This is a genomic window from Streptomyces sp. SCSIO 75703 (assembly GCF_036607905.1).
Lineage (GTDB): Bacteria > Actinomycetota > Actinomycetes > Streptomycetales > Streptomycetaceae > Streptomyces.
Window position 1 is genome coordinate 1,253,219 of the sequence record NZ_CP144555.1, and the last position, 26,023, is coordinate 1,279,241.

Annotated in this window: 25 protein-coding genes; 15 read left to right on the top strand and 10 right to left on the bottom strand. The window is 75.1% G+C overall.

What is annotated here, in order from left to right:
- Nucleotides 1-45: 45 nt before the first annotated feature.
- Nucleotides 46-693, bottom strand: coding sequence for a ScbR family autoregulator-binding transcription factor (locus VM636_RS05335; RefSeq protein ID WP_030420745.1), 648 nt, complete (start codon nucleotides 691-693; stop codon nucleotides 46-48).
- Between the two features lie 182 nt (nucleotides 694-875).
- Nucleotides 876-1,529, bottom strand: coding sequence for a hypothetical protein (locus tag VM636_RS05340; RefSeq protein WP_030420744.1), 654 nt, complete (start codon nucleotides 1,527-1,529; stop codon nucleotides 876-878).
- A 535-nt stretch (nucleotides 1,530-2,064) separates the two neighbouring features.
- On the opposite strand from VM636_RS05340, the gene VM636_RS05345 reads away from it, so the two are divergent.
- The 7 genes from VM636_RS05345 to VM636_RS05375 all read left to right on the top strand — a co-directional run bounded on the left by VM636_RS05345 (nucleotide 2,065) and on the right by VM636_RS05375 (nucleotide 8,882).
- Entirely contained in the window at nucleotides 2,065-2,715 is a 651-nt protein-coding gene (locus VM636_RS05345; RefSeq protein WP_338483628.1) for a DUF6230 family protein, read from the top strand.
- A complete protein-coding gene (locus VM636_RS05350) occupies nucleotides 2,715-3,185 on the top strand; it encodes a DUF6114 domain-containing protein (RefSeq protein WP_030420742.1) in 471 nt (156 codons plus the stop codon). Before VM636_RS05345 ends, VM636_RS05350 begins: the two co-directional genes overlap by 1 nt.
- 726 nt (nucleotides 3,186-3,911) lie before the next feature.
- Nucleotides 3,912-4,919 (top strand): substrate-binding domain-containing protein, encoded by a 1,008-nt coding sequence (locus tag VM636_RS05355; RefSeq protein ID WP_030420741.1) that lies wholly within the window; start codon nucleotides 3,912-3,914, stop codon nucleotides 4,917-4,919.
- Between the two features lie 213 nt (nucleotides 4,920-5,132).
- Entirely contained in the window at nucleotides 5,133-7,478 is a 2,346-nt protein-coding gene (locus VM636_RS05360) for a nitrate- and nitrite sensing domain-containing protein (protein WP_030420740.1), read from the top strand.
- A 46-nt stretch (nucleotides 7,479-7,524) separates the two neighbouring features.
- The gene (locus VM636_RS05365) at nucleotides 7,525-7,944 is read left to right on the top strand and encodes a roadblock/LC7 domain-containing protein (RefSeq protein WP_030420739.1); all 420 of its coding nucleotides are present in this window, start codon (nucleotides 7,525-7,527) and stop codon (nucleotides 7,942-7,944) included.
- 1 nt (nucleotide 7,945) lies between these two features.
- Nucleotides 7,946-8,305 (top strand): DUF742 domain-containing protein, encoded by a 360-nt coding sequence (locus tag VM636_RS05370; protein ID WP_030420738.1) that lies wholly within the window; start codon nucleotides 7,946-7,948, stop codon nucleotides 8,303-8,305.
- Nucleotides 8,292-8,882 (top strand): ATP/GTP-binding protein, encoded by a 591-nt coding sequence (locus VM636_RS05375; RefSeq protein WP_030420737.1) that lies wholly within the window; start codon nucleotides 8,292-8,294, stop codon nucleotides 8,880-8,882. Before VM636_RS05370 ends, VM636_RS05375 begins: the two co-directional genes overlap by 14 nt.
- A gap of 18 nt (nucleotides 8,883-8,900) precedes the next feature.
- Here the strand turns inward: VM636_RS05375 and VM636_RS05380 are convergent, their stop codons facing one another.
- From VM636_RS05380 to VM636_RS05415, 8 genes are all read right to left on the bottom strand, one after another.
- Nucleotides 8,901-9,860, bottom strand: coding sequence for an ABC transporter substrate-binding protein (locus tag VM636_RS05380; protein ID WP_030420736.1), 960 nt, complete (start codon nucleotides 9,858-9,860; stop codon nucleotides 8,901-8,903).
- Nucleotides 9,861-9,943: 83 nt separating this feature from the next.
- Entirely contained in the window at nucleotides 9,944-10,609 is a 666-nt protein-coding gene (locus VM636_RS05385; RefSeq protein WP_030420735.1) for an ABC transporter permease subunit, read from the bottom strand.
- On the bottom strand, nucleotides 10,606-11,310 hold the full coding sequence (locus VM636_RS05390; RefSeq protein ID WP_030420734.1) for an ABC transporter permease subunit: 705 nt from the start codon (nucleotides 11,308-11,310) through the stop codon (nucleotides 10,606-10,608). Before VM636_RS05390 ends, VM636_RS05385 begins: the two co-directional genes overlap by 4 nt.
- Nucleotides 11,307-12,440 (bottom strand): ABC transporter ATP-binding protein, encoded by a 1,134-nt coding sequence (locus tag VM636_RS05395; RefSeq protein WP_030420733.1) that lies wholly within the window; start codon nucleotides 12,438-12,440, stop codon nucleotides 11,307-11,309. The genes VM636_RS05390 and VM636_RS05395 overlap by 4 nt, the downstream gene beginning before the upstream one ends.
- A 296-nt stretch (nucleotides 12,441-12,736) precedes the next feature.
- A complete protein-coding gene (gene msrB, locus VM636_RS05400; RefSeq protein ID WP_030420732.1) occupies nucleotides 12,737-13,144 on the bottom strand; it encodes a peptide-methionine (R)-S-oxide reductase MsrB in 408 nt (135 codons plus the stop codon).
- Between the two features lie 33 nt (nucleotides 13,145-13,177).
- Complete coding sequence (gene murC / locus VM636_RS05405) at nucleotides 13,178-14,569, bottom strand: UDP-N-acetylmuramate--L-alanine ligase (RefSeq protein WP_030420731.1); 1,392 nt, start codon at nucleotides 14,567-14,569, stop codon at nucleotides 13,178-13,180.
- A 101-nt stretch (nucleotides 14,570-14,670) separates the two neighbouring features.
- Entirely contained in the window at nucleotides 14,671-15,144 is a 474-nt protein-coding gene (locus VM636_RS05410; protein ID WP_199809395.1) for an indole-3-glycerol phosphate synthase, read from the bottom strand.
- Nucleotides 15,145-15,386: 242 nt separating this feature from the next.
- Nucleotides 15,387-16,184, bottom strand: a complete 798-nt coding sequence (locus VM636_RS05415; protein ID WP_053913788.1) for a pyrimidine reductase family protein — start codon at nucleotides 16,182-16,184, stop codon at nucleotides 15,387-15,389.
- A 224-nt stretch (nucleotides 16,185-16,408) separates the two neighbouring features.
- On the opposite strand from VM636_RS05415, the gene zapE reads away from it, so the two are divergent.
- The 8 genes from zapE (at nucleotide 16,409) to VM636_RS05455 (ending at nucleotide 25,943) form a co-directional block, all read left to right on the top strand.
- The gene (zapE, locus tag VM636_RS05420; RefSeq protein ID WP_030420728.1) at nucleotides 16,409-17,524 is read left to right on the top strand and encodes a cell division protein ZapE; all 1,116 of its coding nucleotides are present in this window, start codon (nucleotides 16,409-16,411) and stop codon (nucleotides 17,522-17,524) included.
- A gap of 105 nt (nucleotides 17,525-17,629) precedes the next feature.
- Nucleotides 17,630-18,484, top strand: coding sequence for a slipin family protein (locus VM636_RS05425; protein WP_078855980.1), 855 nt, complete (start codon nucleotides 17,630-17,632; stop codon nucleotides 18,482-18,484).
- 91 nt (nucleotides 18,485-18,575) lie between these two features.
- Nucleotides 18,576-19,967 carry an alkaline phosphatase PhoX gene (locus VM636_RS05430; RefSeq protein ID WP_030420726.1) on the top strand — a complete coding sequence of 464 codons (1,392 nt, stop codon included), beginning with the start codon at nucleotides 18,576-18,578 and terminating at the stop codon, nucleotides 19,965-19,967.
- 105 nt (nucleotides 19,968-20,072) lie between these two features.
- Complete coding sequence (locus VM636_RS05435) at nucleotides 20,073-21,599, top strand: FAD-dependent oxidoreductase (protein ID WP_053913787.1); 1,527 nt, start codon at nucleotides 20,073-20,075, stop codon at nucleotides 21,597-21,599.
- Nucleotides 21,600-21,687: 88 nt separating this feature from the next.
- Complete coding sequence (locus tag VM636_RS05440) at nucleotides 21,688-22,569, top strand: polysaccharide deacetylase family protein (RefSeq protein ID WP_053913786.1); 882 nt, start codon at nucleotides 21,688-21,690, stop codon at nucleotides 22,567-22,569.
- Between the two features lie 80 nt (nucleotides 22,570-22,649).
- A complete protein-coding gene (locus VM636_RS05445) occupies nucleotides 22,650-23,378 on the top strand; it encodes a peptidyl-tRNA hydrolase (protein ID WP_030420723.1) in 729 nt (242 codons plus the stop codon).
- 179 nt (nucleotides 23,379-23,557) lie between these two features.
- Nucleotides 23,558-24,949 carry a DUF692 domain-containing protein gene (locus VM636_RS05450; RefSeq protein WP_078962679.1) on the top strand — a complete coding sequence of 464 codons (1,392 nt, stop codon included), beginning with the start codon at nucleotides 23,558-23,560 and terminating at the stop codon, nucleotides 24,947-24,949.
- A 97-nt stretch (nucleotides 24,950-25,046) separates the two neighbouring features.
- The gene (locus tag VM636_RS05455) at nucleotides 25,047-25,943 is read left to right on the top strand and encodes a TIGR04222 domain-containing membrane protein (RefSeq protein WP_078962678.1); all 897 of its coding nucleotides are present in this window, start codon (nucleotides 25,047-25,049) and stop codon (nucleotides 25,941-25,943) included.
- The last annotated feature ends 80 nt before the right edge of the window (nucleotides 25,944-26,023 follow it).

The following is a 26,023-nucleotide window of genomic DNA, read 5'->3' on the forward strand; positions in this document are numbered from 1 at the left end:
GCCCGGCCACCCCGAGGCCCGGCCGCCCCGAGGGCGCGGGCCCGGCTACGCCGGCCCGGTCTCCCGCTCCAGCCGGGCGGCGAGGGTGAGGTAGCGGGCGCGGCGGGGCACCGGCACCAGCCCGCGGATGAGGACGTGCCACATCTCGGCCGTCCGGCGGGGCTGCCGGGCTGCCGGTTCCAGGGCGCGGCCGACCACGCGGGTGCCGACGAAGGAGGAGACGAGGGTGTGGGCGACGGTGTCGACGTCGACGTCCGGGTGCAGGTCGGACTGTTTCATGGCGTCGAGCAGCCGCGCGGAGGCGATGTCCAGCCACTCCGTGAAGGGGTGCGGCAGCGGCGGGCGGACGGCGACGCCCCCGGTGGCCAGGCGCAGCCCGGCGCGCAGCACCGGTCCCTCGGCGGAGAGGCGGGCCATGCCGAAGGTGAGCCGCATCAGCGTCTCCAGCGAGGTGTAGCCGCGGCCGTCCAGTTCGGTCGCGAGCCGGCGGGAGGTTCTGGACTGGAGTTCCATGATGGCGTGGGCGAGGTCCTCCTTCGCCGCGAAGTGGAAGTAGAGGGCGCCCTTGGTGACCCCCGCGTGCGCCACGATCTCGCTGAGGCTGGTCGACTCGTAGCCCTGCCGGTCGAACAGGTCGGCGGCGGCCCCGAGAATCGTCGCGCGGGTCTGCTCGGCGCGTAGCTGCCTCGCCATCGGCTGAACACTCCTGGGCTGGAACTCAACAGGCCATGCCGTCTGTCTTAACCCCCTGTACACGATAACTCACCGTCAGATCCTCGGCCTCGCAGCCTTCTTGGGCCGTACGCGCACGTGCGGCGGTCCGGCCGGGGCGCGCGCTGCCCCGGCCGGCCCGCCGCGTCGTGGCGCGGGCCGGGTCAGTTGACGTGGACCACCCCCGAACCGTCGGTGACCGGGGCGTAGGTGGCGGTGAAGTAGCCGTCGGCGAAGCAGAGCGCGGAGCCGGAGATCTTGGTGAAGTGCTGGTTGGCGAAGGCGATCCCGTGGGTGGTGTTGTCCGCGGTGCCGGCGAGGCCCGGGGCCTCGTACACGCAGGAGACGCTGCCGAGGAGGGTGCGCAGCGTGACCGTGGTGCGGACGGCGGATCCGCTCGGCGGGGTGACGGCGACGGCTCCGGCGGAGGAGACGGTGGTGGTGTAGGGGAGGTTGTCCACGACGATGCCGTTGACGCCGAGCACGCCGGTGACGTTGCTGGTGCAGCTCGCGCTGTCGAAGGTGTGGCCGGTGAGCGTCTCGGTCGCGGTGCCGGGGGCGGGCGGGTTGTCGGTGACGGTCACGGTGAACTGCGAGGAGGCGCAGGAGACCCCGGAGGTGCCGGTGGCGCTGGAGCGGAAGGTGGCGCTGGTGCCGCTCGCCAGGGAGGCGGTCAGCGTGGTGCCGGTGGCGACGGGGGTGCCGCCGGCGCCGCCGGTGGTGAGGACCGGGGTGCCGGCCGCGGCGGCGGGCAGGGCCGCGGGGAGGACGAAGGCGGCGACGGCGGCGGTGAGGGTGAGCAGGGTACGGGTACGCATGCGGCTTCCTCTTCTCGGACGTGGGGTTCGGTGAAGCGGTGCGGGGCCGGCCGCGGGGTGCGGCCGGGCCGATGCGCGAGGGTCCCGGACGGGCCGGGAGAGGGCGGTGCCCCGCACACGGGCGGGGCAGGGGCCGGGAACGCGGCGATGCCGCGGAGAACGGGTCCGGCGCCACGGACCCGGGGAACGGGGACGTTTGTAGACCGGTTGTCACTTCACCGTCAAGGGTCCGGACAGGAGCCGCTGGTCAGCACAACTGCCTTTGCCAGAGCGGAATATGACGGAGCATCGGATTCAGCCCGCGGCCCGTTCCGGCCGGTGGGCGGGCGACGGCACACCGTGGTCACACTTTTCGCACAACCTGCTTGACCCATGCTGTAACCACCGGTAACTTCCGAATTGGCTACTGGTGCGTAACGTGAACGCCCCCTGCAACCCCGCCGGGAGGTGCCGGGAGACGTGCGCCCCGTCCGCTGTCCGCGCCAGGACACCGTGCCACCGACGCCCGATCCGCATCTCGCCCCTGGGAGCTGACATGGCCACGTCCCCGGACGCCACCCCGTCCGCCGGCACCACCCCCGACCGCGCCGGACGCGGCCGGGTCCGGCTGCGCCGGGCGGCGGTGATGGCGGTGCCCGCCGCCGCCGTCACCGCCGCCCTCGCGGTCCTCACCGCCCAGGGCGCGCTGGGCGTGCAGTTCGCGATCTCCGGCATGCCCTTCACCGTCACCGCGACCGAACTCGACGGCACCGGCTTCGCCCAGTTCGGCGGGCTCGACACCATGGCCGAGGGCAGCCCCAACGAGGGGGACACCGGCGGCCAGGTGCTCGTCGTCACCTCCGTGATCAAGAACGCCAAGCTCACGAGCCTGTGCCAGAGCGTCGACCTGGGCGGCACCAACCTGCTCATCACGGCCGGCGGCGGGGGCACCCGCGTCTCCGCGACCGATCTGACCACGGACTCCACCGAACTGTCCGGCGACGCCTCCTTCGACAACATCGAGATCGGCAACGACGCCTCCACCCTGGACAAGGCCGGGCCCAAGGGCCGCGGGCCGAAGGGCGTCTTCAGCCAGCAGGCCGACACCGTGCACATCAAGAACCTGCGGCAGACCAACTACGCCACCACGGCCGGGGTGTTCAAACTTCCCGGCCTGAAGATGCGCTTCAGCGGGTCGGCCTGCTGATGTCCGGCGACCGGGGGCACGGGAAGCCGGCCGGCGTCCGCGCCGCCTTCCGCCGCTGGCGCCACGGGCGGCCCTTCTGGGGCGGGCTGCTCCTCACGCTCGCCGGGGCCGAGGTCCTCTTCACCATGAAGGCGTCCCTGAAGGTCGTGCTGCACGTCGGCATGCAGGGCGTGGCCGGGTACGTCCTGCCGGTCCTGATGCTGCTGTGCGGGGTCCTCACCCTCGTCACGCCCTCGCAGCGCCTCTTCTACTCCCTCGTCGGCGTCCTCGCCTCGCTGGGGACCTGGGTCACCTCGAACCTGGGCGGCTTCCTCGTGGGCCTGCTGCTCGGCTGCGTCGGCAGTTGCCTGGTCTTCGGGTGGCTGCCCGACCAGGAGCCGCGCGGGGCACGCCGCCGCCGCGCGCGGGAGAGGCGGGCCGCGGCGCTCTCCGCGCGGGCGCCGGGCCAGGGGGCGGGCGAGCCTGCCTGAACTCCCCTCCGGGGGCGACTTCGCGACGCGGTACGCCGCGCACTCGCCCCCGGAGCCGGGTCGCTCACCCGCCGACGGCCGCGTCCGGGTACGGAAAGAACACGCCCCGTCACCAACCGTGCCCCCGGGGCCCTGCGATCCGGACGGCTCCCCTGTGCTCCCGTGTCATCCGGCGGGGCCCGCGTGGGCCGACGCGCTGCCGGGCGATCCGGCACGATCCGGGGCGCGCGCCGCGGGCGCCGCCGGGCCGGCGCCGGAGCGACACCACGGCCGCCCCGGCGCGGACGTGCGCGGAAACGGGACGGTGTACGCACCGCGCCCGGCCGCCGCCGTGGGGGCCCCGGCGTGCGCTCCCCCGCCCCATGCCTGGGTCCGGCGCCGGCCGGCCGCCTCCCGGACACCGGCCCCGCCCACGCCGGAGCGCGCGCCGGTTCCCGCCCCGTCATGCCCGGACGGCGCGGCCCCGGCCGCCCCCACACGCGCCCTGAGGCGGGCTGTTCCGCCGGCGCGCACCCGCTCGCACGGGTCGTCCCCTCCCGCCCCTCCCGCATCACAATGCGGCACCGACAACTCACACCAGGTCGCCGATCACTTGACTACCGGCCGTCACACACGGTTTGCTCCGGCCAGACCAGACTCAGCCGGGCCCGCGTGGCACCACGCGGACCCGGCGCCCCCGCCCCCGGTCCCTCCCGCCGGGCCGCACAGCGAGGTGCCGCGACCACCATGAGGACAACCCCACCGCCCTCCCACTCCCCCGGGCGTCTGCGCGCGGTGGCCCTGGCCGCGGCCCTCTGCCTGCTGGCGGCGGGCTGTTCCGCGTTCGGCGCGGACGGGGACCGCGCCGGCTCCGCGGGCGGTCCCGGCTCCGGCGCTCTGAAGATCGCCGTGATCACGCACGGCGGCAAGGGCGACGCCTTCTGGGACCTGGTGCGCAGGGGGGCCGAGGCCGCGGCGGCCAAGGACGGCGTGGAACTGACCTTCGCGGGCGACGCCGACAGCTCCGGCCAGGCCGGCCTGGTGCGGGACGCCATCCGCGACGAGGCCGACGGCATCGCCGTCACCCTGGCCAAGCCGCAGGCGATGCGGGCCCCGGTGGCCGAGGCGAAGGCGGCCGGCATCCCGGTGGTCGGCCTCAACTCCGGGATAGACGCCTGGCGTCCCGCCGGGCTGCTGGAGTACTTCGGGCAGGACGAGAGCGTCGCGGGCCGCGCCGTCGGCGAGAAGCTCAACGACCTCAAGGCCGCCCACACCCTCTGCGTCATCCACGAGCGCGGCAACGTCGCTCTGGAGGCCCGCTGCGCGGGGCTGAAGAAGACCTTCGCGGGCGAGACCGAGATGCTCTACGTCGAGGGCACCGACATGAAGGCCGTCGACACCGCCGTCACCGCGCGGCTGCGGCAGGACTCCAGCATCGACCGGGTCGTCACGAACGGCGCCCAGTACGCCCTCAGCGCCGTCAAGTCGGTCCGCTCGGCGGGCAGCGGGGCCCGCGTCGCCACCTTCGACCTCGACGCCGACCTGGTCTCCGCCGTCAAGCGCGGGGACGTGCTGTTCGCGGTGGACCAGCAGCCGTACCTCCAGGGCTATCTGGCCGTGGACGGGCTCTGGCTCTACCACACCAACGGCAACGTCAGCGGTGGCGGAGTCGCCCCCGTCCTGACCGGTCCCGCCTTCGTGACCCGGACGAACGTCGACGCCGTCGCGCGCTACGCCGCCAACGGCACCCGGTGACCCGGCACCCCGGCCGCGCGCCCCGGCCCCGCACCGGCCCGGCCGCGCCCCTCGCAGCCCCCGCGGACGCGCCGCACGCACCCCGTACGGCCGTACCGCACGCGGACGCACCGAGCGCCGGAGCGCGCACCGAGCACGCCCCGGCGCAGTCCGCGCCGCTCGCGCGTCCCGCGCGGGCCCGCCGCCCCCTCCCGCTGACCGCCTAGGACGACGATGTCTGCACGGACAGGTTCCCGGCGCCGTCTCGGCTCCATACGCCTCTCGCTGATCCTCCTGGCGCTGGTTCCCGGCGTCACCCTCGCCGCCGTGTGGGGCGTGACGACGATCCGGATGTTCTCGGAGGGTCTGCAACTGCGCTCGCAGACCGGACTGAGCAGGTCCACCGGTGCCATGGGCACCGAGGCCACGCTCGCCCTGCAACGCGAGCGCAGCCTCTCGGCCGCCTGGCTGGCCTCCCCCGACGGCAACCGGGACGCGCTGGACGCCCAGCGCCGCCGGACCGACGACGCCGTCGCCCAGCTCGCCGGACGCCCCGAGACGATCAACCAGGCCCCGGCCCGCGTCTCGGACCGGCTGTACTCGGTGCTCGGTGCCGTCGGCAGCCTGGAGTACTACCGCGACCAGGTGGACGACCCGACCGACATCACCGCGCAGCAGGCCCTCGGCCAGTACACGTCGATCATCGACGAGCAGATCCACGCCTTCCAGGAACTGTCCCAGGTCGACAACGGCGACCTCACCTCCCAGGCCGGGCCACTGGTCGCCCTCGCGCACGCGGCCGAACTGATGTCCCAGGAGGACGCCGCGCTCACCCTCGCCTGGCCCTCGGGACAGTTCGAGGAGGAGGAGTGGGCGCGGTTCGCCCAGCTCGCCCACACCCGCCGCTGGCTCGTCCAGGACCAGATCGTGCCCTCGCTGCGCGGCAGCGCGAAGACCCAGACCGAGCGCATCCTGCGCAGCCCCGAGTGGCAGACCCTGCACGCCGTCGAGGACGAGGTCCTGGCGGCCCGCGCCGAGGGCGGAGAGGGGCGCATCGACCTGCCGGACGCCCGCAAGCGGTGGTCCGCCGCGCTGGACAAGGTCTCCGGGCAGCACACGCAGCTCATCCGGGAGCAGACCTCCGGCCTGCTCGGCCGCAGCGCCGACGAGGCGCACGGACTGCTCGTCAAGGCCGCCGCGGTCAGCGCGGGCGGGTTCCTCGGCCTGCTCGTCTGCGTCCTGATGTCCTGGCGGATCACCCGCTCGCTCTCCCGCCGGCTGCGCGGGCTCCGGCTCGCCACGCTCGGTCTCGCCGAGGAGCGGCTGCCCGACGTGGTGGCCCGGCTGGAGCGCGGCGAGAAGGTCGACGTGGAGTCGGCGACCCCGCCGCTCGACTACGGGCACGACGAACTCGGCCAGGTCGCCCAGGCGTTCAACACCGCCCAGCGCACCGCCGTGCACACCGCCGTCGAACTCGCCGACACCCGGCGCGGTTTCCAGAAGGTCATCCTCGGCATCGCCCGCCAGAGCCAGAACCTCGTGAACGTGCAGCTCGCCAAGCTGGACGCGCTGGAGCGCCGGCACACCGACCCCGACGTGCTCAAGGGCCTGTACGAACTGGACTCCACCGCGAGCCAGTTGCGCCGCTACGAGGAGAACCTCGTCATCATCAGCGGCGAGCAGCCCCGGCGCAGTTGGCGGGACCCGGTCGCGCTGGTCGACATCCTGCGCGGCGCGGTCGGCGAGGTCGCCGAGTACCAGCGGGTGGAGGTGCACACCGACGAGGAGGTGGCGCTCGCCCCGCCCGCGGTGGCGGACGTCATCCACCTGCTGGCCGAACTGATCGACAACGCGACCGCCTACTCCCCCGCCCCGCAGCCGGTCGGCGTCCGGGCCGCGATGGTCGCCCGGGGCCTCGCCGTCGAGATCGAGGACCGCGGACTGGGCCTGTCCGAGGAGGACTACGCCTCGTTCAACGACCAGTTGGCCGTGGTCCCCCAGTTCGACGTGGTGGCCCTCGCCGACGACCTGCGGCTCGGCATGTTCGTGGTGGCCCGGCTCGCGCACCGGCACGGCATCACCGTGACGCTGCGCCCGTCGCCGTACGGCGGGACCACCGCCATCGTGCTGATCCCGCACGACATCGTGGTGCGCGAACCGCGTGCCACCGCGCCGGCCGAGGACACCGCGGCCCCCGCCGGGGCGGACCCGGTGCCCGTGCCCCGGCCCGCCCGGCCTGGCGCGGCGGCCCCCGAGGCGGCGCGGGCCCCCCGCCCAGCCGCCCCTTCCCTGGCGGCCCCCGTCCCCGCGGCGACCGTCGCCGGTCCGGGGGGCCTGGCCCCGCTGCCCCGCCGGGTGCCGCAGACCAGCCTCGCGGCCGAACTGCGCGAGGAGGTCCCGTCCGCCGCCGCGGCCACCGGCGACGAGGCCGAGTTCACCGCGGAGCGCGCCGCCTCCTCGCTGGGCGGCTTCCAGCGCGGCACGTTCCGGGCGCGCGACGACGAATCCGGCGAACACCCCCTCCCTCCGGCCGCCGGGCTTCCCCCCACCGACCCCCCTCTCCCCACCGCCGACCGCTGACCGCCACACTTGCGCCGACCGCACGACCGCCGACGAAGGACACTCCATGACACGACCCACCCCCGCCACGCACACCCAGCTCGACCAGTTGCTCACCGGACTCGTGGAGCGGGTCGCCGACGTGAACCAGGCCGTGGTGCTCTCCGAGGACGGCCTGGTCGTCAGCAAGTCCACCGGATTCCCGCGCGACGACGCCGAACGTCTCGCGGCCACCGCCTCCGGTCTGATGAGCCTCAGCAAGGGCGTCAGCATGGACTTCCGGGGCGGGCCGGTACGCCAGGCGCTGATCGAGATGGCCGGTGGCTACCTGATCCTGACCACCGCGGGCCCCGGCGCCCACCTCGTCGTGCTCACCGGACCGGGCGCCGACGTCGGTGTGGTGGCGTACCAGATGAACATGCTGGTGAAGAAGATCGGTGAGCACCTGAGCGCGGCACCGCGGGCCACCGTCGGCCCCGGCGAGTGACGTGACAGGAGGCGACGCGGGGGGCCGGCTCGTCCGGCCGTTCACCCTGACCGGCGGACGGACCCGGCCCAGCCGCGCCGACTTCACCCTCATCACCACGGTGACCGCGGTCGATCCGCAGCCCGTGCGGGCGGCCCGGCCGCAGCCCGAGCACCAGCGGATCCTGAGGCTGTGCGCCGAGCCGGTCGCCGTGGCCGAGATCGCGGCCCGGCTGGACCTGCCGGTGAGCGTGGTCGTCATCCTGCTCTGCGATCTGCTGGAGGCCGGCCGGATCACCGCCCGGCCGCCGCACTCCGTCTCGCGCACCACCCCGGACCTGGACCTGCTGCAGAAAGTGAGGGACGGCCTTGGCCGGCTCTGACCGCGCCGCTCCGGCGCCCGCGCCCGACACCGTCAAGATCCTGATCGCCGGGGGTTTCGGCGTCGGGAAGACCACCATGGTCGGGTCGGTGAGCGAGATAGCCCCGCTGCGCACCGAGGAACCGCTGACCGCGGCCGGCCTCGACGTCGACGACCTGGCCGGCATCGAGAAGAAGCGGGCCACCACCGTCGCCCTGGACTTCGGCCGGATCAGCATCGGCCGGGAACTGGTGCTGTACCTGTTCGGCACCCCGGGCCAGCAGCGGTTCTGGTTCATGTGGAACGACCTGGCGATCGGCGCGCTCGGCGCGGTGGTCCTGGTCGACGTGCGCCGGCCCGAGACGAGCTTCGCCGCCATAGACTTCTTCGAACGCCGGGGCATCCCCTTCGTCGTTGGCGTCAACGGCTTCCACGGCCGTCACCCGTACCCGGCCGAGGACATCCGCGAGGCCCTGGCACTGCCCGACCACGTCCAGGTGCTGTTGTTCGACGCGCGGGAGCGGGCCTCGAGCCGGGACGTGCTCATCGCCCTCATCGACCAGCTCATCGACGCCGCGGCCGGGGCCACGGCGTCCTGAGCCGCGTACCGCCCGGGGTCAGTCCAGTCCGGCCGAGGCCAGCCACGCCTTGGCCACGTCCAGGGGGTCCTTCTTGTCGAGCTGGATCCGGGCGTCCAGCTCGCGCAGGGTCTCGGTGTCCAGCTTGGCGGAGACCGCGTTCAGCGCCTCGACGCCCTCCCGGGGCAGGCCGTCCTTGGCGACGAGCGGGGTGACGTTGGCGAAGCCGAAGAGGTTCTCGGGGTCCTGGAGGACGACGAAGCCCTCCTTGACGATGGTGGGGTCGGTGGTGAAGATGTCCGCCGCCTGGACCGTGTTCCTGGTCAGCGCGGACTGGGTGAGGGGTCCGCCCGCGTCGAGCGCCTTGAAGGAGGCGAAGCGCAGCCCGTACACGGACTGGAGCCCCTCCAGGCCCTGACGGCGGGTCTGGAACTCGGGTGAGCCGCCGATCACCAGGTCCGGCGCGGCCTCCTTGAGGTCGGCGAGGGAGGACTCGGCGGTCAGCCGGTACTTCTTCGCGGTGGCCGCGTTGACGGCGACCGAGTCCTTGTTCTCGGCCGGCGAGGACTCCAGCAGGGTCAGCCGGGGATCGAGCTTCTCCTTGACGGCGGCGGTCACCGCCTCGGCGGACTCCTGCCCGGCGGCGGAGTCGAGGTAGGCGAGCAGCGAGCCGTTGTACTCCGGCAGGACGGTGACGGAACCGTTCTTCATCAGCCCGTACGTCGTCTCGCGGCTGCCGATGTTGTGCTTGTAGGTGACCTTGAGGCCCTTGGCCTTGAGCGCCTCGCCGTAGATGTCGGCGAGCAGGGTGCTCTCGGCGAAGTTGTTGGAACCGACGACGACGGTCCCCTTCTCCGCCTTCTCCTCCGCCAGAGGGTTGTCGGCGGTCCCGCCGGAGGAGGAACAGCCCGCGAGCAGAGCCGCCGCGGCGGTGAGGGCGACGGCCGCCACGCCGGTGTGTCTCGTCCTGGACCTGCTGTTCTTCGCGGTAGAAGTCATCCGTCGATCCCAACCCGCCGCTCGTCGCCGAGTCAAGTGCCGCCGTGTCACGGTTTCCTCGCCCCCGGCCGGTCGCCCGCCGCTCAGCGCCGCCGCACCCCCGGTGAGACGGCCAGCCGGCCCGCGCCCCAGAACACGGCGAGGGTGGCCAGCGCCAGCAGGGCGACCAGGGTGGCGCCGCCGACCACCTTCTCGTAGTCGCGCTGGTAGAGCCCGTCGATGATGTAGCGGCCGACTCCGCCGAGGCTGACGTAGGCGGCGATGGTGGCGGTGGAGACGACCTGGATGGCGGCCGAGCGCAGTCCGCTGAGGACCAGCGGCAGGGCGACGGGGAGTTCGACCCGGAAGAGGATGCCCGCCTCGGACATGCCGAGGCCGCGCGCCGCGTCCACCGGGGCGGGGTCGACGGAGCGGACCGCCTCGTACGTGGTGACGAGGATCGGCGGGACGGCGAGGACGACCAGTGGCACCATCACCGGCAGCAGGCCGATGCCGATGCCGACCGCGATGAGCACCAGCAGGCCGAAGCTGGGCAGGGCGCGGGCGGCGGTGGCGACGAAGGCGACGGCGTTGCCGCCGCGTCCGGTGTGCCCGGTGAGCAGGCCGGCCGGGAGCCCGACGGCGGCGGCGAGGCCGAGCGCCAGCAGGGTGTACCCGAGGTGCTCCAGCAGGCGCCGCGGTATGCCGTCGTAGCCCTGCCAGTGGGCGGGGTCGGCGAAGAAGGCGTGGACGTGGGTCAGGACGTTCACCGCGCGGCGCCCTCCGGTTCGGACGGCTCGGGCCGGCGCGCGGGCTTCGCGGAGGCGTGCGTGCCGCGTGGCATCCACGGGGTGAGCAGGTTCCGGGCGAGGACCAGCAGCGCGTCGCAGGCGAGGGCGAGGACGGCGGTGGTGAGCACGGAGTTGAGGGCGAGTTCGGGCCGGTCGTAGCGCTGGGCGTCGGCGAGGAGGTTGCCGAGGGCGCCCTGGTTGCCGATGAGGGCGCCGACGCTGACCAGGGAGATGCTCGACGCGGTGGCCACCCGCAGCCCGGCGAGGATCGCGGGCACGGCGATCGGCAGTTGTACCTGGAACCAGCGGCGGGCCGGCCCGAGGCCCATGGCGGTGGCGGCGGCCAGGGTCTCCGGCGGCACCGAGCGGACCCCGTCCACGATCGCGGGGACCAGCACCACGAGGCTGTAGAGGGCGAGCGGGATCATCACCGTCAGCTCGCTCTGGCCGGTGTAGTCGATGAGGAGGACGAAGACGGCGAGCGACGGCACGGCGTAGAAGACGGTCGTCACGCCGAGCACGGGCGGGTAGAGCCAGCGGGCGCGGACGCAGAGCTGGGCGACCGGCAGGGCGAGCAGCAGCCCGGCCAGGACCGGCAGCAGGGCCTCGCGCAGGTGCAGGCCGATCAGGCCCGCGTAGCTGTGCTGGAGGTCGCTCGGGATGTCGAAGAAGCCGCTCACGGGGCGACCTCGGCGATCTCGGCGACGTCCCCCCGGCCGGCGGCGTGGGCGCTGCGGATGGCCTCGCCGATGGCCTGCTGGGAGACGACGCCGGTCACCCGGCCGTCGGCGTCCACGGCGACGGCCCAGCCGGTGGGCGAGAGGACCGCGCAGTCGAGGGCGGCGCGCAGGGAGTCGGTGCCGGGGACGAAGGGCCGGCCGTAGGGCAGCAGCCGCCGGGGCGCGATGGCGCCGGCGATCAGGTCGCGCGGCTCGCCCCAGCCCAGGGGGCGGCCGTCGGCGTCGGTGACGAGCAGGTACGGGGCGTCGGGCGCGGCGAGCCGCGCGGCGGGGGCGTCGAGGGGGACGACGGCGTCGGTGACCAGCTCCAGATCGGCGGCGGGGAAGAAGGAGAGCCGCCGGACGCCGCGGTCGGCGCCGAGGAAGTCCTCGACGAAGGCGTCGGCGGGATCGGAGAGCAGGGCGGCGGGCGTGGCGAACTGGGCGAGCCGGCCGCCGGTGCGCATCACGGCGACCATGGTGCCGAGTTTGACGGCCTCGTCGATGTCGTGGGTGACGAAGACGATGGTCTTGCCGAGTTCGTCCTGGATGCGCAGGAGTTCGTCCTGGAGTCCCTTGCGCACCACGGGGTCGACGGCGGAGAACGGTTCGTCCATGAGGAGCACCGGCGGGTCGGCGGCGAGCGCCCGTGCCACGCCGACGCGCTGCTGCTGTCCGCCGGAGAGCTGGTAGGGGTAGCGGCGGGCGAGGGCGGTGTCGAGTCCGACGCGGTCCATCAGCTCGGCGGCGCGCTGCCTGGCTCGCGCCTTGCCCCAGCCGAGCAGGCGGGGCACGGTGGCGATGTTGTCGAGGACGGTGCGGTGCTGGAACAGGCCCGCGTTCTGGATGACGTAGCCCATGGAGCGGCGCAGGGCGGTGACGGGCTGCCGCTGGAGGTCCTCGCCGTCGAGGAGGATGGTGCCCTCGGTGGGCTCCACCATGCGGTTGATCATGCGGAGGGTCGTCGTCTTCCCGCATCCCGAGGGGCCGACGAGGACGGTGATCGCCCGGTCGGGTATGTCGAGCGACAGCCGGTCCACCGCCACCGTGCCGTCCGGGTACCGCTTGGTGACCGATTCCATCCGTATCAAAACGCCGAACGCCCTTCGGGTCTGGCAGAAGCTGCCCGCTCCGGCCGTGGTCGGTGGGGCCGTTGCCGTCCTGGGTGCGGTCGGCGGTGTCGTGGGGCCCGGTGCCTGGGGCGACTCGTTCCCGTTCTGCGGATTTTCATACCGGTGATTTTCGGCCATCACCGGCCCGAGTGCGGCACGTCACCCCCACGGCCGCGCGACGTCACCGCGCGAGCGCGGAGCGTGACCGGTTCGCGCCGTGCAACGTGGGGAAACGGGCCGGCCGGGGGCGTCGCGGCCCCCGGCCCGGGGGGGGGTCAGCCCTCCGTGGGGGTCAGCCGCAGGGAGATGCTGTTGATGCAGTACCGCTGGTCGGTGGGGGTGGGGTAGCCCTCCCCCTCGAAGACGTGTCCCAGGTGGGAGCCGCAGCGGGCGCAGCGCACCTCGGTGCGGACCATGCCGTGGGAGCGGTCCTCCAGCAGTTCCACCGCGTCGGTGTCCTTCGGGTCGAAGAAGGAGGGCCAGCCGCAGTGGGAGGCGAACTTCGTCCGCGAGGTGAACAGTTCCGCGCCGCAGGCGCGGCAGGAGTAGACGCCCTCGGTGGTGGTGTCGGTGTACTCGCCGGTGAAGGCGGGTTCGGTGCCGGCCTGGCGCAGGACGGCGTACTCCGACGGCGACAGTTCCGCGCGCCACTGCTCGTCCGGCTTCTCGACGTCGTACGGCATGAGCCCTCAGTCCCTCGTTCCGCGGTGTGCGTACTACCGCTTCGACAACTGGTCCAGGATGCGCGGGCCGAGGTCCGTGACGTCGCCCGCCCCCATGGTGAGAACGAGGTCACCCGCCTTCGCCATTCCCGCGATGACCGCGGGGGCCTCCTCCCGGTCGTGGACGGGGGTGACGTCGCCGCCGGCGGCGCGGGCCGCCTCGATGATCAGTTCGCTGGTGACGCCGGGGATGGGGTCCTCGCGGGCCGGATAGACGTCGAGGACGACGGAGGCGTCGGCCAGGCCCAGCGCCTGGCCCATCTCCTTGCCCAGTTCCTGGGTCCGGGAGAAGAGGTGCGGCTGGAAGAGGACGAGGATGCGGGCGTCGCCGACCGCGCCGCGCATCGCCTCCAGGTCGGCGGTCATCTCGGTCGGGTGGTGGGCGTAGGAGTCGACGACCTGGACCCCGGCGGCCTCGCCCTTGAGCTGGAGGCGCCGCTTGACGCCGGTGTACGCGGCGAGCGCCGGGGCCAGTTCGGCGGGCGGGATGCCGAGGGCGGCGCCGGCGGCGAGGGCGGCCACCGCGTTGTGGGCGTAGTGGCGGCCGGGCACGGACAGCGCGAAGGTCAGCTCGGCGCCGTCGATGACGACGGTGACCCGGCTCCTCAGCCCCTGCGGGACGACCGAGAGGATGCGGACGTCGGCGTCCTCGGCCTCCCCGTACGTCACCGTCCGCACCGAGCCGGCCAGGCGCCGGGTCAGCTCCCTCGCGCCCTCGTGGTCGGCGGCGATCACCAGGGTGCCGCCGGGCACGATCCGGGCGGCGAACGTCTCGAACGACTCGTAGATCTCGTCCATGGACGCGTAGTTGGCGTGGTGGTCGAGTTCCACGTTGAGGACGATGGCGACCTCGGGCGCGTAGCGGTGGAAGCTGCGGTCGCTCTCGTCCGCCTCGGCCACGAAGATCTCGCCCGCGCCGTCCAGGGCGTTGGAGCCGGGGGCGTCCAGGTCGCCGCCGATCGCGTAGGAGGGGGCGCGGCCCAGCTCGGTCAGGGAGACCGCCAGCATCGAGGTGGTGGTGGTCTTGCCGTGCGTGCCGGCGACGGCGAGCGGGCGCAGGCCCGCCATCAGCGCGGCGAGGGCGTCGGAGCGGTGGATCACGGGCAGGCCCAGCTCGGCCGCGCGGACCAGCTCGGGGTTGTCCTCGCGGATCGCCGAGGAGACGACCACGCAGCTCGCGTCGTCGGCGAGGTGCTCCGCGGCGTGCCCGATGTGGACCGTGGCGCCGAGCGCGCGCAGGGCCTCGGCGGTCGCGGAGTCCTTCGCGTCGCTGCCCGCCACCGCGGCGCCACGCTGGGCGAGGATCTTGGCGATGCCCGACATCCCGGCGCCGCCGATGCCGATGAAGTGCGGTCGGTCCATGGCGGACGGAAGGCCGGGTGCCATGCGCTGTTCTCCCCAGGGTGCGACGGTGGTGTCGGCGGCGGACGCGCCGAGGGCCGGGTACGGCGTGAGCGCGCTCCCGGTGGCGGGAGCGCGGGCCCAGCCTATGCCTTGCTGTGGGAGAAGAGTTTCAGGACCGGCACACCGACCTTGTGGCGGGCCCGGGAGGCCCAGTCGCGGTGGAAGAACTCCTCCACGTAGTGCGGGTCGGTCAGCACGATCACCTCGTCGGCGCCGGTCTCCTCGACCAGGGAGCGCAGTCCGTCCAGGGGGTGGTCCTCGACGAGGCGCCCCTCGGCCTCGGCGCCGGCGGCGCGCAGCGCGGTCAGGGAGACGTCCAGGGCCCGGCGGCCGACACTCCGCGCCTCCCGCCCCTCGGGGGTCTCGCCCTCGCGGACGGCGTCGTCCAGTTCACCGAGGGCGACGTCGTCGATGGCCCGCAGCAGCCGGTCCGCCTGGTCGCCGCGCGGCTGGAGCAGCACGCGGAACGTGACCGGCTCGTCCCCGTGCAAGGTGGTGACGAACTCCACGTCGGCGGACGTCAGGGCCTTCTCGATCATCAGTACGCTTGTGAACACCAGGCGCCCCTTCTCCTTCGAGGGCCCTCGCGGGGCCCACCCTCCGTGGGCCGTACGGGACCCTGCGGAAACCATCCTGCCCCGTGATCGCACGGGTGCTGCCGGATTCAGTGTGCCCGGCGCGGGCTAAACGGAACGGTTGATTCCGCCGATTACCGGGTCCGCAGTACGGGGCGAACACCCGTCCGGTCACGGTCGGGTCGCGATCCGGTCGCGGTCGGACCCCGGTCCGGGCCGCGCGGTCAGCCGCGCCGGTAGCGGCTGAAGAGGAAACCTTCCTCCTCCAGGAGTGACGCCAGGGCGAAGCGCTGGGGCACCCGCACCCCGGGTCCGCCCGCGATCCGCTGCGCGTCGCCCGCGGTGAGCAGCGGCGAGACGGTGAGGCACAGCTCGTCGAGGACCCCGGCCGCGACGAACTGCCCCAGCAGCCGCGGGCCGCCCTCGGTCAGCAGCCGGGTGTGGCCGAGCCCGGCGAGCGCGGCGACGGCGCGGGCGGGGTCCACACCGACGCCGTCGCCGGCGATCACCACGCGGGCGCCCGCCCGCTCGGCGGCGGCGATCCGGTCGGGGGCCGCGGCGGCGCCGGTCAGCACGAGGGTGGGCGTCAGCGGCGAGGTGAACAGCGGCAGCGTGAAGTCCAGCTCCAGGCCGGCGCTGACCACCGCGATCGCCGGGGCCGGGCCCTGTCCCGCGGCCCGGCGCCGCTCGGCGAACTCCGCCCGCGCGCGGGCGGGCCGGTACCCCTCCTGGCGCACCGTCTCGGCCCCGGCGATCACCACGTCGGCGAGCGCCCGCAGCGTGCCGAAGACCCGCATGTCGGCGGCGCTGGAGATGGGCTGCGAACGGCCGTCGTGCTGACCGGCGCCGTCGAGCGTGGTGACCATGTTGGCCCGCAGCCACGCCGCGGCCCCGCCGCGCTCCCCCGGCTCCGGGTACGCGTAGAAGTCGGCCAGCTCGCCGAGGCCCCACTCCCCGTCCGCCTCGGCCGCGGGCTCCACGCTCTGATCGGTCGGATCGGTCACTGGGAACAGCCGTCGCATACCGCCCAGTCTCCCACGGGGCCCCCGGGCGGGGCGCGGGGGCTCCGCACGGGCGGCGGGGCGGACGGGGGCGCGGGCGGAGCGGGCGGTCCCGCCGGGCCCGGCCCCCGGCGCTTCGGCGGGGGCGGCTCAGGGCGCTCCGGGCCGCGGGCGCCCGCGGCCCGGCGGGGTCGCTCTCGTCACTCGGGGGCCGGGGCCACGGGGTGGAGGGCCTACGATGGGGGATCGTGTCGTCCTCCTCCGCTCCCGGTTCCGCCCTCCCCGGCTCGTCCCCGATAGCCGGCACGGCCCCGCTGTCCCTGTGCGCCCGCGAGCCGCGCGTCCCCGCGGACCGGCTGGTCGCCGAGATGGTGCCGCCGCCGCGTTTCGACTCGGTCCGCTTCGGGACGTACCTCCCCGACCCGGGCCGGCCGAGCCAGCGCGAGGCCGTCGGCGTCCTGGAGGGCTTCGCCGCCGGACTGGACGGCGCCCCCGCGGGCGGCGCGCGCCGCGGTTTCCTCGGCTTCGGGCGGAGCAAGGCGCCGAAGGCCCCCGCCGGCCCCCGCGGCGTCTACCTCGACGGCGGTTACGGCGTCGGCAAGACGCACCTGCTCGCCTCCCTGTGGCACGCCACCCCCGCCGAGCCCTCCCGCAAGGCGTTCGGCACCTTCGTCGAGCTGACCAACCTGGTCGGCGCCCTCGGCTTCCAGCAGACCGTGCAGACCCTCTCCGGGCACCGCCTGCTGTGCATCGACGAGTTCGAACTGGACGACCCCGGCGACACCGTCCTCGTCTCCACCCTGCTCGGCCGGCTCGTGGAGGCGGGCGTCGCCCTCGCCGCGACCTCCAACACCCTGCCCGGCAAGCTCGGCGAGGGGCGTTTCGCCGCCGCCGACTTCCTGCGCGAGATCCAGGGCCTGTCCGCGCACTTCCGCGCCCTGCGCATCGACGGGGAGGACTACCGCCACCGCGGCCTGCCCGAGGCGCCGGCGCCGCACTCCGACGAGCAGGTGACCCGGGTCGCCGAGACCACCGGGGGCGCCTCCCTGGACGCCTTCCCCGACCTCCTGGACCACCTGGCCCGCGTCCACCCCAGCCGCTACGGCGCGCTCACCGACGGCATCACGGCGGTGTGCCTGACCGGGGTGCGGCCGGTGCCGGACCAGTCGACGGCGCTGCGCCTCGTCGTCCTCGCGGACCGGCTCTACGACCGCGAGATACCGGTCCTCGCCTCCGGGCTCCCCTTCGACCGGCTGTTCGGCGAGGAGATGCTGCGCGGCGGCTACCGGAAGAAGTACTTCCGGGCCATCTCCCGGCTCACCGCCCTGGCCAGGGACGCCGGGCGCCTCGTCGACGCCTGACCCCCGCCCCGCGGAACGCACGCGCCCGCGGGCATGCCTCACCCCCCTCGCCGGGCATATCGTGGCAAGAGAGGCCGAAATGGGCCCCCGGGCGAGGAGGTCGCCATGGTCCAGGTGCTGTTCACCGTGATCGCCGTCCTCGCGGGCGTCGCGGTTCTCTACGTGCTGTCGGCGGCACGGGTCGTCAAGCAGTACGAGCGCGGGGTGGTCTTCCGGCTCGGCCGGCTCGCCGAGCCCGTCCGGCAGCCGGGGTTCACGATGGTGATCCCCTTCGTCGACCACCTGCACAAGGTCAACATGCAGATCGTCACGCTGCCGGTCCCCGCCCAGGAGGGCATCACCCGGGACAACGTGACCGTGCGGGTCGACGCGGTGGTGTACTTCAAGGTGGTCGACGCGGCCAACGCCCTCGTCCGGGTCGAGGACTACCGGTTCGCGGTCTCCCAGATGGCGCAGACCTCGCTGCGTTCGATCATCGGAAAGAGCGACCTGGACGATCTGCTGTCCAACCGGGAGAAGCTCAACCAGGGCCTGGAGCTGATGATCGACAGCCCGGCCGTCGGCTGGGGCGTGCAGATCGACCGGGTGGAGATCAAGGACGTCTCCCTGCCGGACACGATGAAGCGCTCGATGGCCCGGCAGGCCGAGGCCGACCGGGAGCGGCGGGCCCGGATCATCAACGCCGACGCCGAGTACCAGGCGTCGAAGAAGCTCGCCGACGCCGCCCGGCAGATGGAGGAGCAGCCCGCGGCGCTCCAGCTCCGGCTGCTGCAGACCATGGTCGCCGTCGCCGCCGAGAAGAACTCGACGCTGGTCCTGCCCTTCCCGGTGGAGTTGCTCCGCTTCCTGGAGCGGGCCCAGCTCGACCCCGCCGCGGGCGGGACCCGCGCGGCCGGGCCGCACGGTGACGGGGTGGCCTCCCCGGCCCCGGCGTCCGGTCCGCGGGGTGACGCACGGTGACTCCCGCGGCACGTGCGGTTCCCGGGGTGCCGTCCAGGTGGTAGACACGACGGGGTCACTGTCCTGTCCCCCAGCAGGAAGGCCCCCGCCCATGTCCGTCTCGCGTCCCGCCTCCCGCCGGGAGGTCCTCGCCCGCTCCGGTGCCCTCGGAGCGGGCATCGTCTTCACCGGGGCCCTCGGCGAGGTCTTCGCCGGCACCGCCGCCGCCCGGACCCCGCGCCCCGCCGGCCACGGCCCCCTCGTACCCGACCCCGACGGCCTGCTCGACCTGCCCCGCGGCTTCCGCTACCGGGTCCTGTCCCGCGAGGGCGAACCGCTGCGCTCCGGCGAGGGCCCGGTCCCCTCCCACCACGACGGCATGGCCGCCTTCCCGGTCCGCACGCCGGGCGGCCGGGGCCGGGTCCGCCTGGTGCGCAACCACGAGAACCGCGTCGACGCCCGCTTCCCCGTCCCCACCGTCGAGGGCCTGACCTACGACCGGGGCGGCAAGGGCGGCTGCACCGTCCTCACCCTGGACGCCGGCGGCCACGTCCGGGACGAGCGCGTCGCCATCGCCGGTACGGCCGTCAACTGCGCGGGCGGACCCACCCCCTGGAACACCTGGCTGACCTGCGAGGAGACCGAGGACCGGGCCGGCACCAACGGGTACGAGCAGGACCACGGCTTCGTCTTCGAGGTCGACCCCGCCGACCCGCACCGCACCGGGGCGGTGCCGCTGAAGGCGATGGGCCGCTTCCAGCACGAGGCGATCGCCGTCGACCCCCGCCTGGGCGTGATCTACGAGACCGAGGACGCCTTCGAGAAGCCGTTCGGCCTCTTCTACCGGTTCCTGCCCGCCAAGCCGCTGGGCGGCACCGGCTCCCTGCGCGCGGGCGGCCGGCTCCAGGCGATGCGGGTGCCCGGCGTGCCGGACCTGTCCACGATCCGGGAGCCCGGCACCCGGTTCGACTCCGTCGAGTGGGTGGACGTACCCGACCCGCTCGCGTCCGGCACCCCGGTCCGCTTCCAGGACTTCGGCCGCGGCGGCATCACCCACGCGCAGAAGCTGGAGGGCTGCTACTGGGGCGGGCGCGGCGTGTACTTCGTGTCGTCCTTCGCCCGCAGCGCGGAGGGCTCGGCCGCCGACCATTACGGCCAGATCTGGCGCTACGACCCCGAGCGGCGCCGCCTCACCCTGGTCGTCGTCTTCGGCCCGGACACCGACGTGCAGTTGCCCGGCGAGTCCCCGGACAACATCTGCCTGGCGCCCAGCGGCGGCCTCATGGTCTGCGAGGACGGCGACGGCGCCCAGCACGTCTTCGGCGTCACCCCGCGCGGCGAGGTCTACGCGGTGGCCCGCGGCCGGCAGGACATCGGCACGCCGGGGAAGCCGGAGTGGGGCGAGTTCGCCGGGGTCACCTTCTCCCCCGACGGCGCCACGATGTACGTCAACTGCTACACGCCGGGGACCACCTTCGCCGTCACGGGCCCCTGGCACGGCTGACTCCTCCGGAAAGCCCCACCGCCCCCGGAGGGCCCTTCGGGCCGGGCCCCGCCCTCCTGCCTCCGGGGGCGGTGACGCGCCGCTTCCGAGGGGTACCCGGCGCGCATGACGGACTCGACACACACCGGCGACTCGTACTGGCTCCGGACCGCGCCCGGCGGTCCCGCCCGGCCCGCGCTGGAGGGCGACACCGACGCCGACGCCGTCGTGATCGGCGCGGGCATGGCCGGGCTGAGCACCGCCTGGGAGCTGGCCCGGACCGGCCGCCGGGTGGTGGTGCTGGACGCCGGGCGGATCGCCGCCGGGGTCACCGGCCGCACCAGCGCCAAGCTGACCGTCCTGCACACCCTGATCTACGACCGGCTGCGCCGCACCCGCGGCCCCGAGGCCGCCCTGCTGTACGCCCGCTCGCAGACCGAGGCCCTCGAGCGCGCCGCCGCGATCGCCGGCGAACTGGGCGTCGACTGCGACTGGGAGACCCGGGACGCGTACACCTACGTGCGCGACCCCGCCCGCGCCGACGCGCTGCGGGCCGAGGCGGAGGCGGCGCGGGAGGCCGGGCTGCCCGCCTCCTTCGTGACGGAGACCGGGCTGCCGTTCCCGGTGGCGGGCGCGGTCCGGGTCACCGGGCAGGCCCAGTTCCACCCGCGCGCGTACCTGCTCGCGCTCGCCGCCGGCCTGGAGGCGCGCGGCGGGCGGATCCACGAGCACACCACCGTGGACGGCCTGACCGAGGGCGATCCGTGCCGGGTCTCCACCAGGGACGGGGCGACGGTGACCGCGCGGGACGTGGTCGTGGCCTCGCACTACCCGGTCTTCGACCGGGCGCTGCTGTTCACCCGGCTCGTCCCGCGCCGCGAGCTGGTGGTGGCCGGGCCGGTCCCGGCCGGCCTCGACCCGCGGGGCATGTACATCACGCCGGAGGAGAACACGCGCTCGGTGCGCACGGCCCCCCTCGGAGACGACGGCTCGCGGCGGCTGCTCCTGGTCACCGGGGAGCACTTCACGCCCGGCACCGGCGACACGCGCGAACGCTTCGACCGGCTCACCGCGTGGGCCGCCCGGCACTTCCCGGGCGTGTCGCCCGCGTACGCCTGGGCCACCCAGGACATCGACCCCACCGACACGGTGGCGATGGTGGGCCCGCTGCACCCCGGCACCCGGCGCGTCCACGTCGCCACCGGCTTCGGCGGCTGGGGGCTGAGCGGCGGCATCATGGCGGGGCTGCTGCTCACCCGGCAGATCGAGGGCGAGGAGTGCGCCTGGAGCGGGCTCTACGACCCGCGGCGGCTGGCGACCGCCGTGCGCGAGGCGCCGGCGCTGCTGCGCAAGCAGGCGGACATCGCCCGGCGCTTCGTCGGGGACCGGCTGCGGCCGGTGCCGCCGCTGGAGGCCCTGCCACCGGGCGAGGGCGCCGTGGTCCGGGCCGGCGGCGACCGGCTCGCCGTCTACCGGGACGAGGACGGGACCGCCCACGCGGTCTCGGCGCGCTGCACCCACCTGGGCTGCCTGGTGGCGTTCAACGCGGCCGAGAAGGCGTGGGAGTGCCCCTGCCACGGCTCGCGGTTCGGCGTCGACGGCGAGGTGATCGAGGGCCCGGCGACCACACCCCTGGAGCGGCGGGACATCTGAGGGCGCTTCTGGCCCGGGAGGGTGACGCCCCGGGCACGTCGCCCCGCATCGTCATATCTTCCGATCACCGCACTCCTACGTTCGTACGGTGATTCCTCTCGTACGACGTACCGCCCTCGTGTGCGCCCTGGGCGCCGTGTCCGCCGCCCTCGCCGCCTGCGGCACCGCCGACGGCCCGCAGGCGCCCCGGCCCGGGGCCTCGGCGCCCTCCGCCGCCTCCCCGTCGCCGGCGCCGTCGACCGGCGGCCCCGCCGAGCCGCCCACCCTCGCCCCGGGGCCCGGCGGGCTCACCCCCGTCTTCGAGCACGGGTCCCGCACCCGGGGCAAGACGGTCGCCCTCACCTTCGACGCCGACATGACCGCCGACCAGGGGCCCCGGGCCGCGTCAGGCGAGCGCTTCGACAACCCGAAGCTGATCGCCACGCTGCGGGAGCTGAAGGTGCCCGCCACCGTGTTCATGACCGGCCGCTGGGCCGAGGAGTACCCGGACGAGGCCCGGTCGCTCGGCCGGGACCCCCAGTTCGAGATCGCCAACCACTCCTACAGCCACTACGCCTACACCGGCGACTGCTACGGCCTGCCCACCGTGTCCCGGGAGCGGATGCGCACCGACGTCGAGCGCGCCTACGCCGCGTTCCGCACGGCCGGGGTGCCCGACCCGATGCCGTACTTCCGCTTCCCCGGCGGCTGCTACGACCGCACCGCCCTCCAGGAACTGTCGGCGACCGGCGTCACCGCCGTGCAGTGGGACGTGGTGAGCGGGGACGCCTTCGCCACGGACGCCGACGCGGTGGCCGGGCAGGTGCTGGACGGGGTCCGGCCGGGCTCCGTCGTCGTCATGCACTGCACCGACAGCGCCGCCCCGGTGACCGAGGAGGCGGTGCGCACCATCGTGCCCGCGCTGCGCGAGCGCGGGTACACCCTGGTCAAGGTCTCCGACCTGATCGGTGCCGCGAACGGGCACCACTGAGGCATGCCGCCGGTCCGGACCGCCGGACCCCGGCGGCCGTGCGGTGCCGGCCTGAGCGGCCCGCTTGGCAGACTGGGGGCGTGAGCACCGAACCGACGTCCGCCCCCGCGAGCCCCTTCCGCGCCGCGCCCGGCGCCCGCGACCTCGCGCCGCAGTTCGTCCTGCCGCTGGTCGTCCGCATCGAACGGGCCGGCCCGCCGGCCCGCACGGACGCGCTGGAGACCGCCGCCCGCGCCGTCCTGCTCCTGCTGGCCGACGAACGCGCGCGGGGCGACGGCGACTGGGCCCGCGCCGTGCGCGACTGGGAGGACGCCCGCATCCGCAAGGTGGTCCGGCGGGCGCGCGGCGCCGAGTGGCGGCGGGCCGGGGCGCTGCCCGGCATCACCGTCACCGGCGGCTCGGCCGAGGTCCGGGTCTTCCCGCCGGTGCCGCTCGACGGCTGGCCGAAGGACCTTGCCCGCCTCCAGGTCTCCGGCACCGACCTGGACGACCCCGAGCCCCCGGCCGACGCCGGTCCCTCGGTGCCCGTGCTGTGGCTCAACCCCGGGCTGGAGATGACGGCGGGCAAGGCGATGGCGCAGGCCGGGCACGGCGCCCAGCTCGCCTGGCGGGCGCTCGCACCGGCACCGCGCGCCGCCTGGCGGGACGCGGGTTTCCCGCTCGCCGTGCGCGCCGCGGACCCGGCCCGCTGGCCCTCCCTCACCGAGGCCGGCCTGCCCACGGTCCGGGACGCCGGTTTCACGGAGATCGCGCCCGGCTCCTGCACGGTGGTCGCGGACCACCCGGCGCTGCGCCGCCGTCCCGCGTGAACCTCAGATGTTGCTCTGAGGAAGCCCTCCCCGGGGTTCCGGCCGGGAGATCCGGGACATAGCCCTCGTACCGCGGTGCCCCGTGCCACGGCACGCGGCATACGGGACGGCTCCCGGGACGGGGGCAGGGACGGGAACGCGGACGGGGACGGGAACGCGAACGGAACGGGGGGAACGGCATGGTGCGGCTCGGGACGGGGATCGGCTGGCGGCCGGAGATCGCGGACGTGGTGGAGGCGATGCCCGGCGTCGACTGGGTCGAGGCGGTCGCGGAGAACGTCTGTCCGGGCCACGTGCCCGACTCGCTGCTGCGGCTGCGCGAACGCGGCGTCACCGTCGTCCCGCACGGCGTCTCGCTCGGCCTCGGGGGCGCCGAGCGGCCGGACGCCGGGCGGCTGGCGGCGCTGGCCGAGCGGGTACGGGTACTGGAGTCGCCGCTGGTCACCGAGCACATCGCGTTCGTGCGGGCGGGCGGGCCGCTGACCGCCTCCCCGCGCCTGGAGGCCGGGCACCTGCTGCCCGTGCCGCGCACCCGCGACGCCCTCGACGTGCTGTGCGAGAACGTGCGCGTCGCGCGGGACGCGCTGCCCGTGCCGCTCGCCGTGGAGAACGTCGCCGCGCTGCTGTCCTGGCCGGACGAGGAGATGACGGAGGGACAGTTCCTGTACGAACTGGCCGACCGCACCGGCGTGCGGCTGCTGATCGACGTGGCCAACCTCCACACCAACCACGTCAACCGCGGCGAGGACCCGGCCGAGGCGCTGCGCGACCTGCCGCTGGAGGCCCTGGCCTACGTCCACGTCGCGGGCGGCTTCGTGCGCGACGGCGTCTGGCACGACAGCCACGCCCACCCCGTGCCGCCGGTGGTGCTGGACATCCTCGCCGACCTCGCCTCGCGGGTGGCGCCGCCGGGCGTGCTGCTGGAACGCGACGAGAACTTCCCCCCGCCGGGGGAACTGGCGGCGGAGCTGGACGCCGTCCGCGCCGCCGTGGCCCGGGGCCGCGCCGCCGTGGCCCCGGGCCCGGACCCCGGTCGGGGGACCCGTGCCGACGCCGCCGCCGGGCCGGTCGCCTCCGCGCCCGCCACGCCCCCCGCTCCGCCCGCGCCCGCCGCCCCGGGACCGGCCCGGCCCGGCGCACCGGGGGCCGCCACCGAGGCGGCCCGGCGGCGGCTCGGCCTCGCGCAGACCTCGCTGCTGTCGGCGCTGGTCGCCGGGACGCCCGTGCCGGAGGGCTTCGACCGGGCCCGGATCGGGGTGCAGGCGCGGGCCCTCGCCGCGAAGCGGGCCGACGTCGTCGCCGGGGTCGCGCCCGAACTCCCCGCCATCCTGGGCGGGGAGTACCGGCCCGCCTTCCTCGCCCACGCCCGGGGCCGTCCGCTGACCGGCGGGTACCGGCGCGACGCGCTGGACTTCGCCGAGGGGCTGCTGCGCGAGGGGCGGCCGGCCGACGCGCGGGCCCGGCACCGGCTGCGGGAGTGGTGGCTCGACCGGTCGGGGCCCGCGCCCCGCCCCCGGACACCGGCCGCGCGCCTGGCCCGCGCCGCCCGGCGGGTGCTGGCACGCCGCTGAACCCGGCTCCGGCCCCGGGTCCGGGGAGCCGTCACCCCGCGTCCGGAATGTGAACAGGGCATGGCGCGGGCGGGCGGCGGTGACATAGAAGTACCGCATGTTCTGGGTCCCTCTGCTGCTGACCGCCTGGGCCGTGGCGGGTACGGCGTGCGCGCGGCTGTGTCTGGCGGCCGTCCGCTCCGCGGCGCTCGACCGTGACGCCGGGCGGGAGCGCCCGCTGACGCTGTACGAGGCCGCGTTCCTCTCCGGCGGCCCGCGCCGCGTCGCCGACCTGACGCTCGTGGCGATGGCCCGTCAGCGGCGGCTGCTGCTCGCGCACACCGGCTGGGCGACCGTCGTCGACCCGTGCGCGCGGGACGCGATGGAACGATCCGTCATCGGCGCCATAGGGCCCGGCGGCCAGTCCCGGATAGCACCGGTACGGGCCGTGGCGGCCGACGCCGCCCCGGTCCGCTCCCTCGCCGACCGGCTGGTCGGCGCCGGGCTCGCGGTGCCGGACGGCAGCCGCAGCGTCGCCGCCGGGGTCCGGCGGGTGCGGCTCGCCGCTGCGGCCGTGTGCGCGCTGGCCGGCGTCGCCCTGGCGCTGCCCGTCCCGCTGGAAGCTCCGCGCCATCTGATCGCCCTGTGGTTCGCGCTGCCGCTCACCCTCGCCCTGAGCTGCCTGGCCATCGCCCGCATGGAGGTGCACCCGTACCCGCACTGGGCGTCCCCCGCCGGGCAGCGGCTGCTCGGTGCGGTCGCCCGGCAGGCCCGGGGCGTCGGCCGGGGCGACGAGCGCGCGTTCCTCGTGTCGGTCGCCGTGCGCGGCGTCCACGCCATCGGCGAGCCGGACCTGCGGGCCGCCTTCGCCCACCACGAGGAGCACGTCGAGGGCTTCCCCCGGGGGACCCGGCGGCCCGGGTCGCCCCGGCCCGCCGAGCGCCCGCCCGAGGCCCCCCGGCCGCCCCGGGACCGCCGGGAGGGGGACCCCGGAACCACCGGTCCGGTGGGCTGACCCGCCCGGGGGCGCACGGAAGCGCCCCGGCGCCGACACGCCGGACGGTGCTTGCCCGGCCCCGGCCCGCCCCGGAGCAT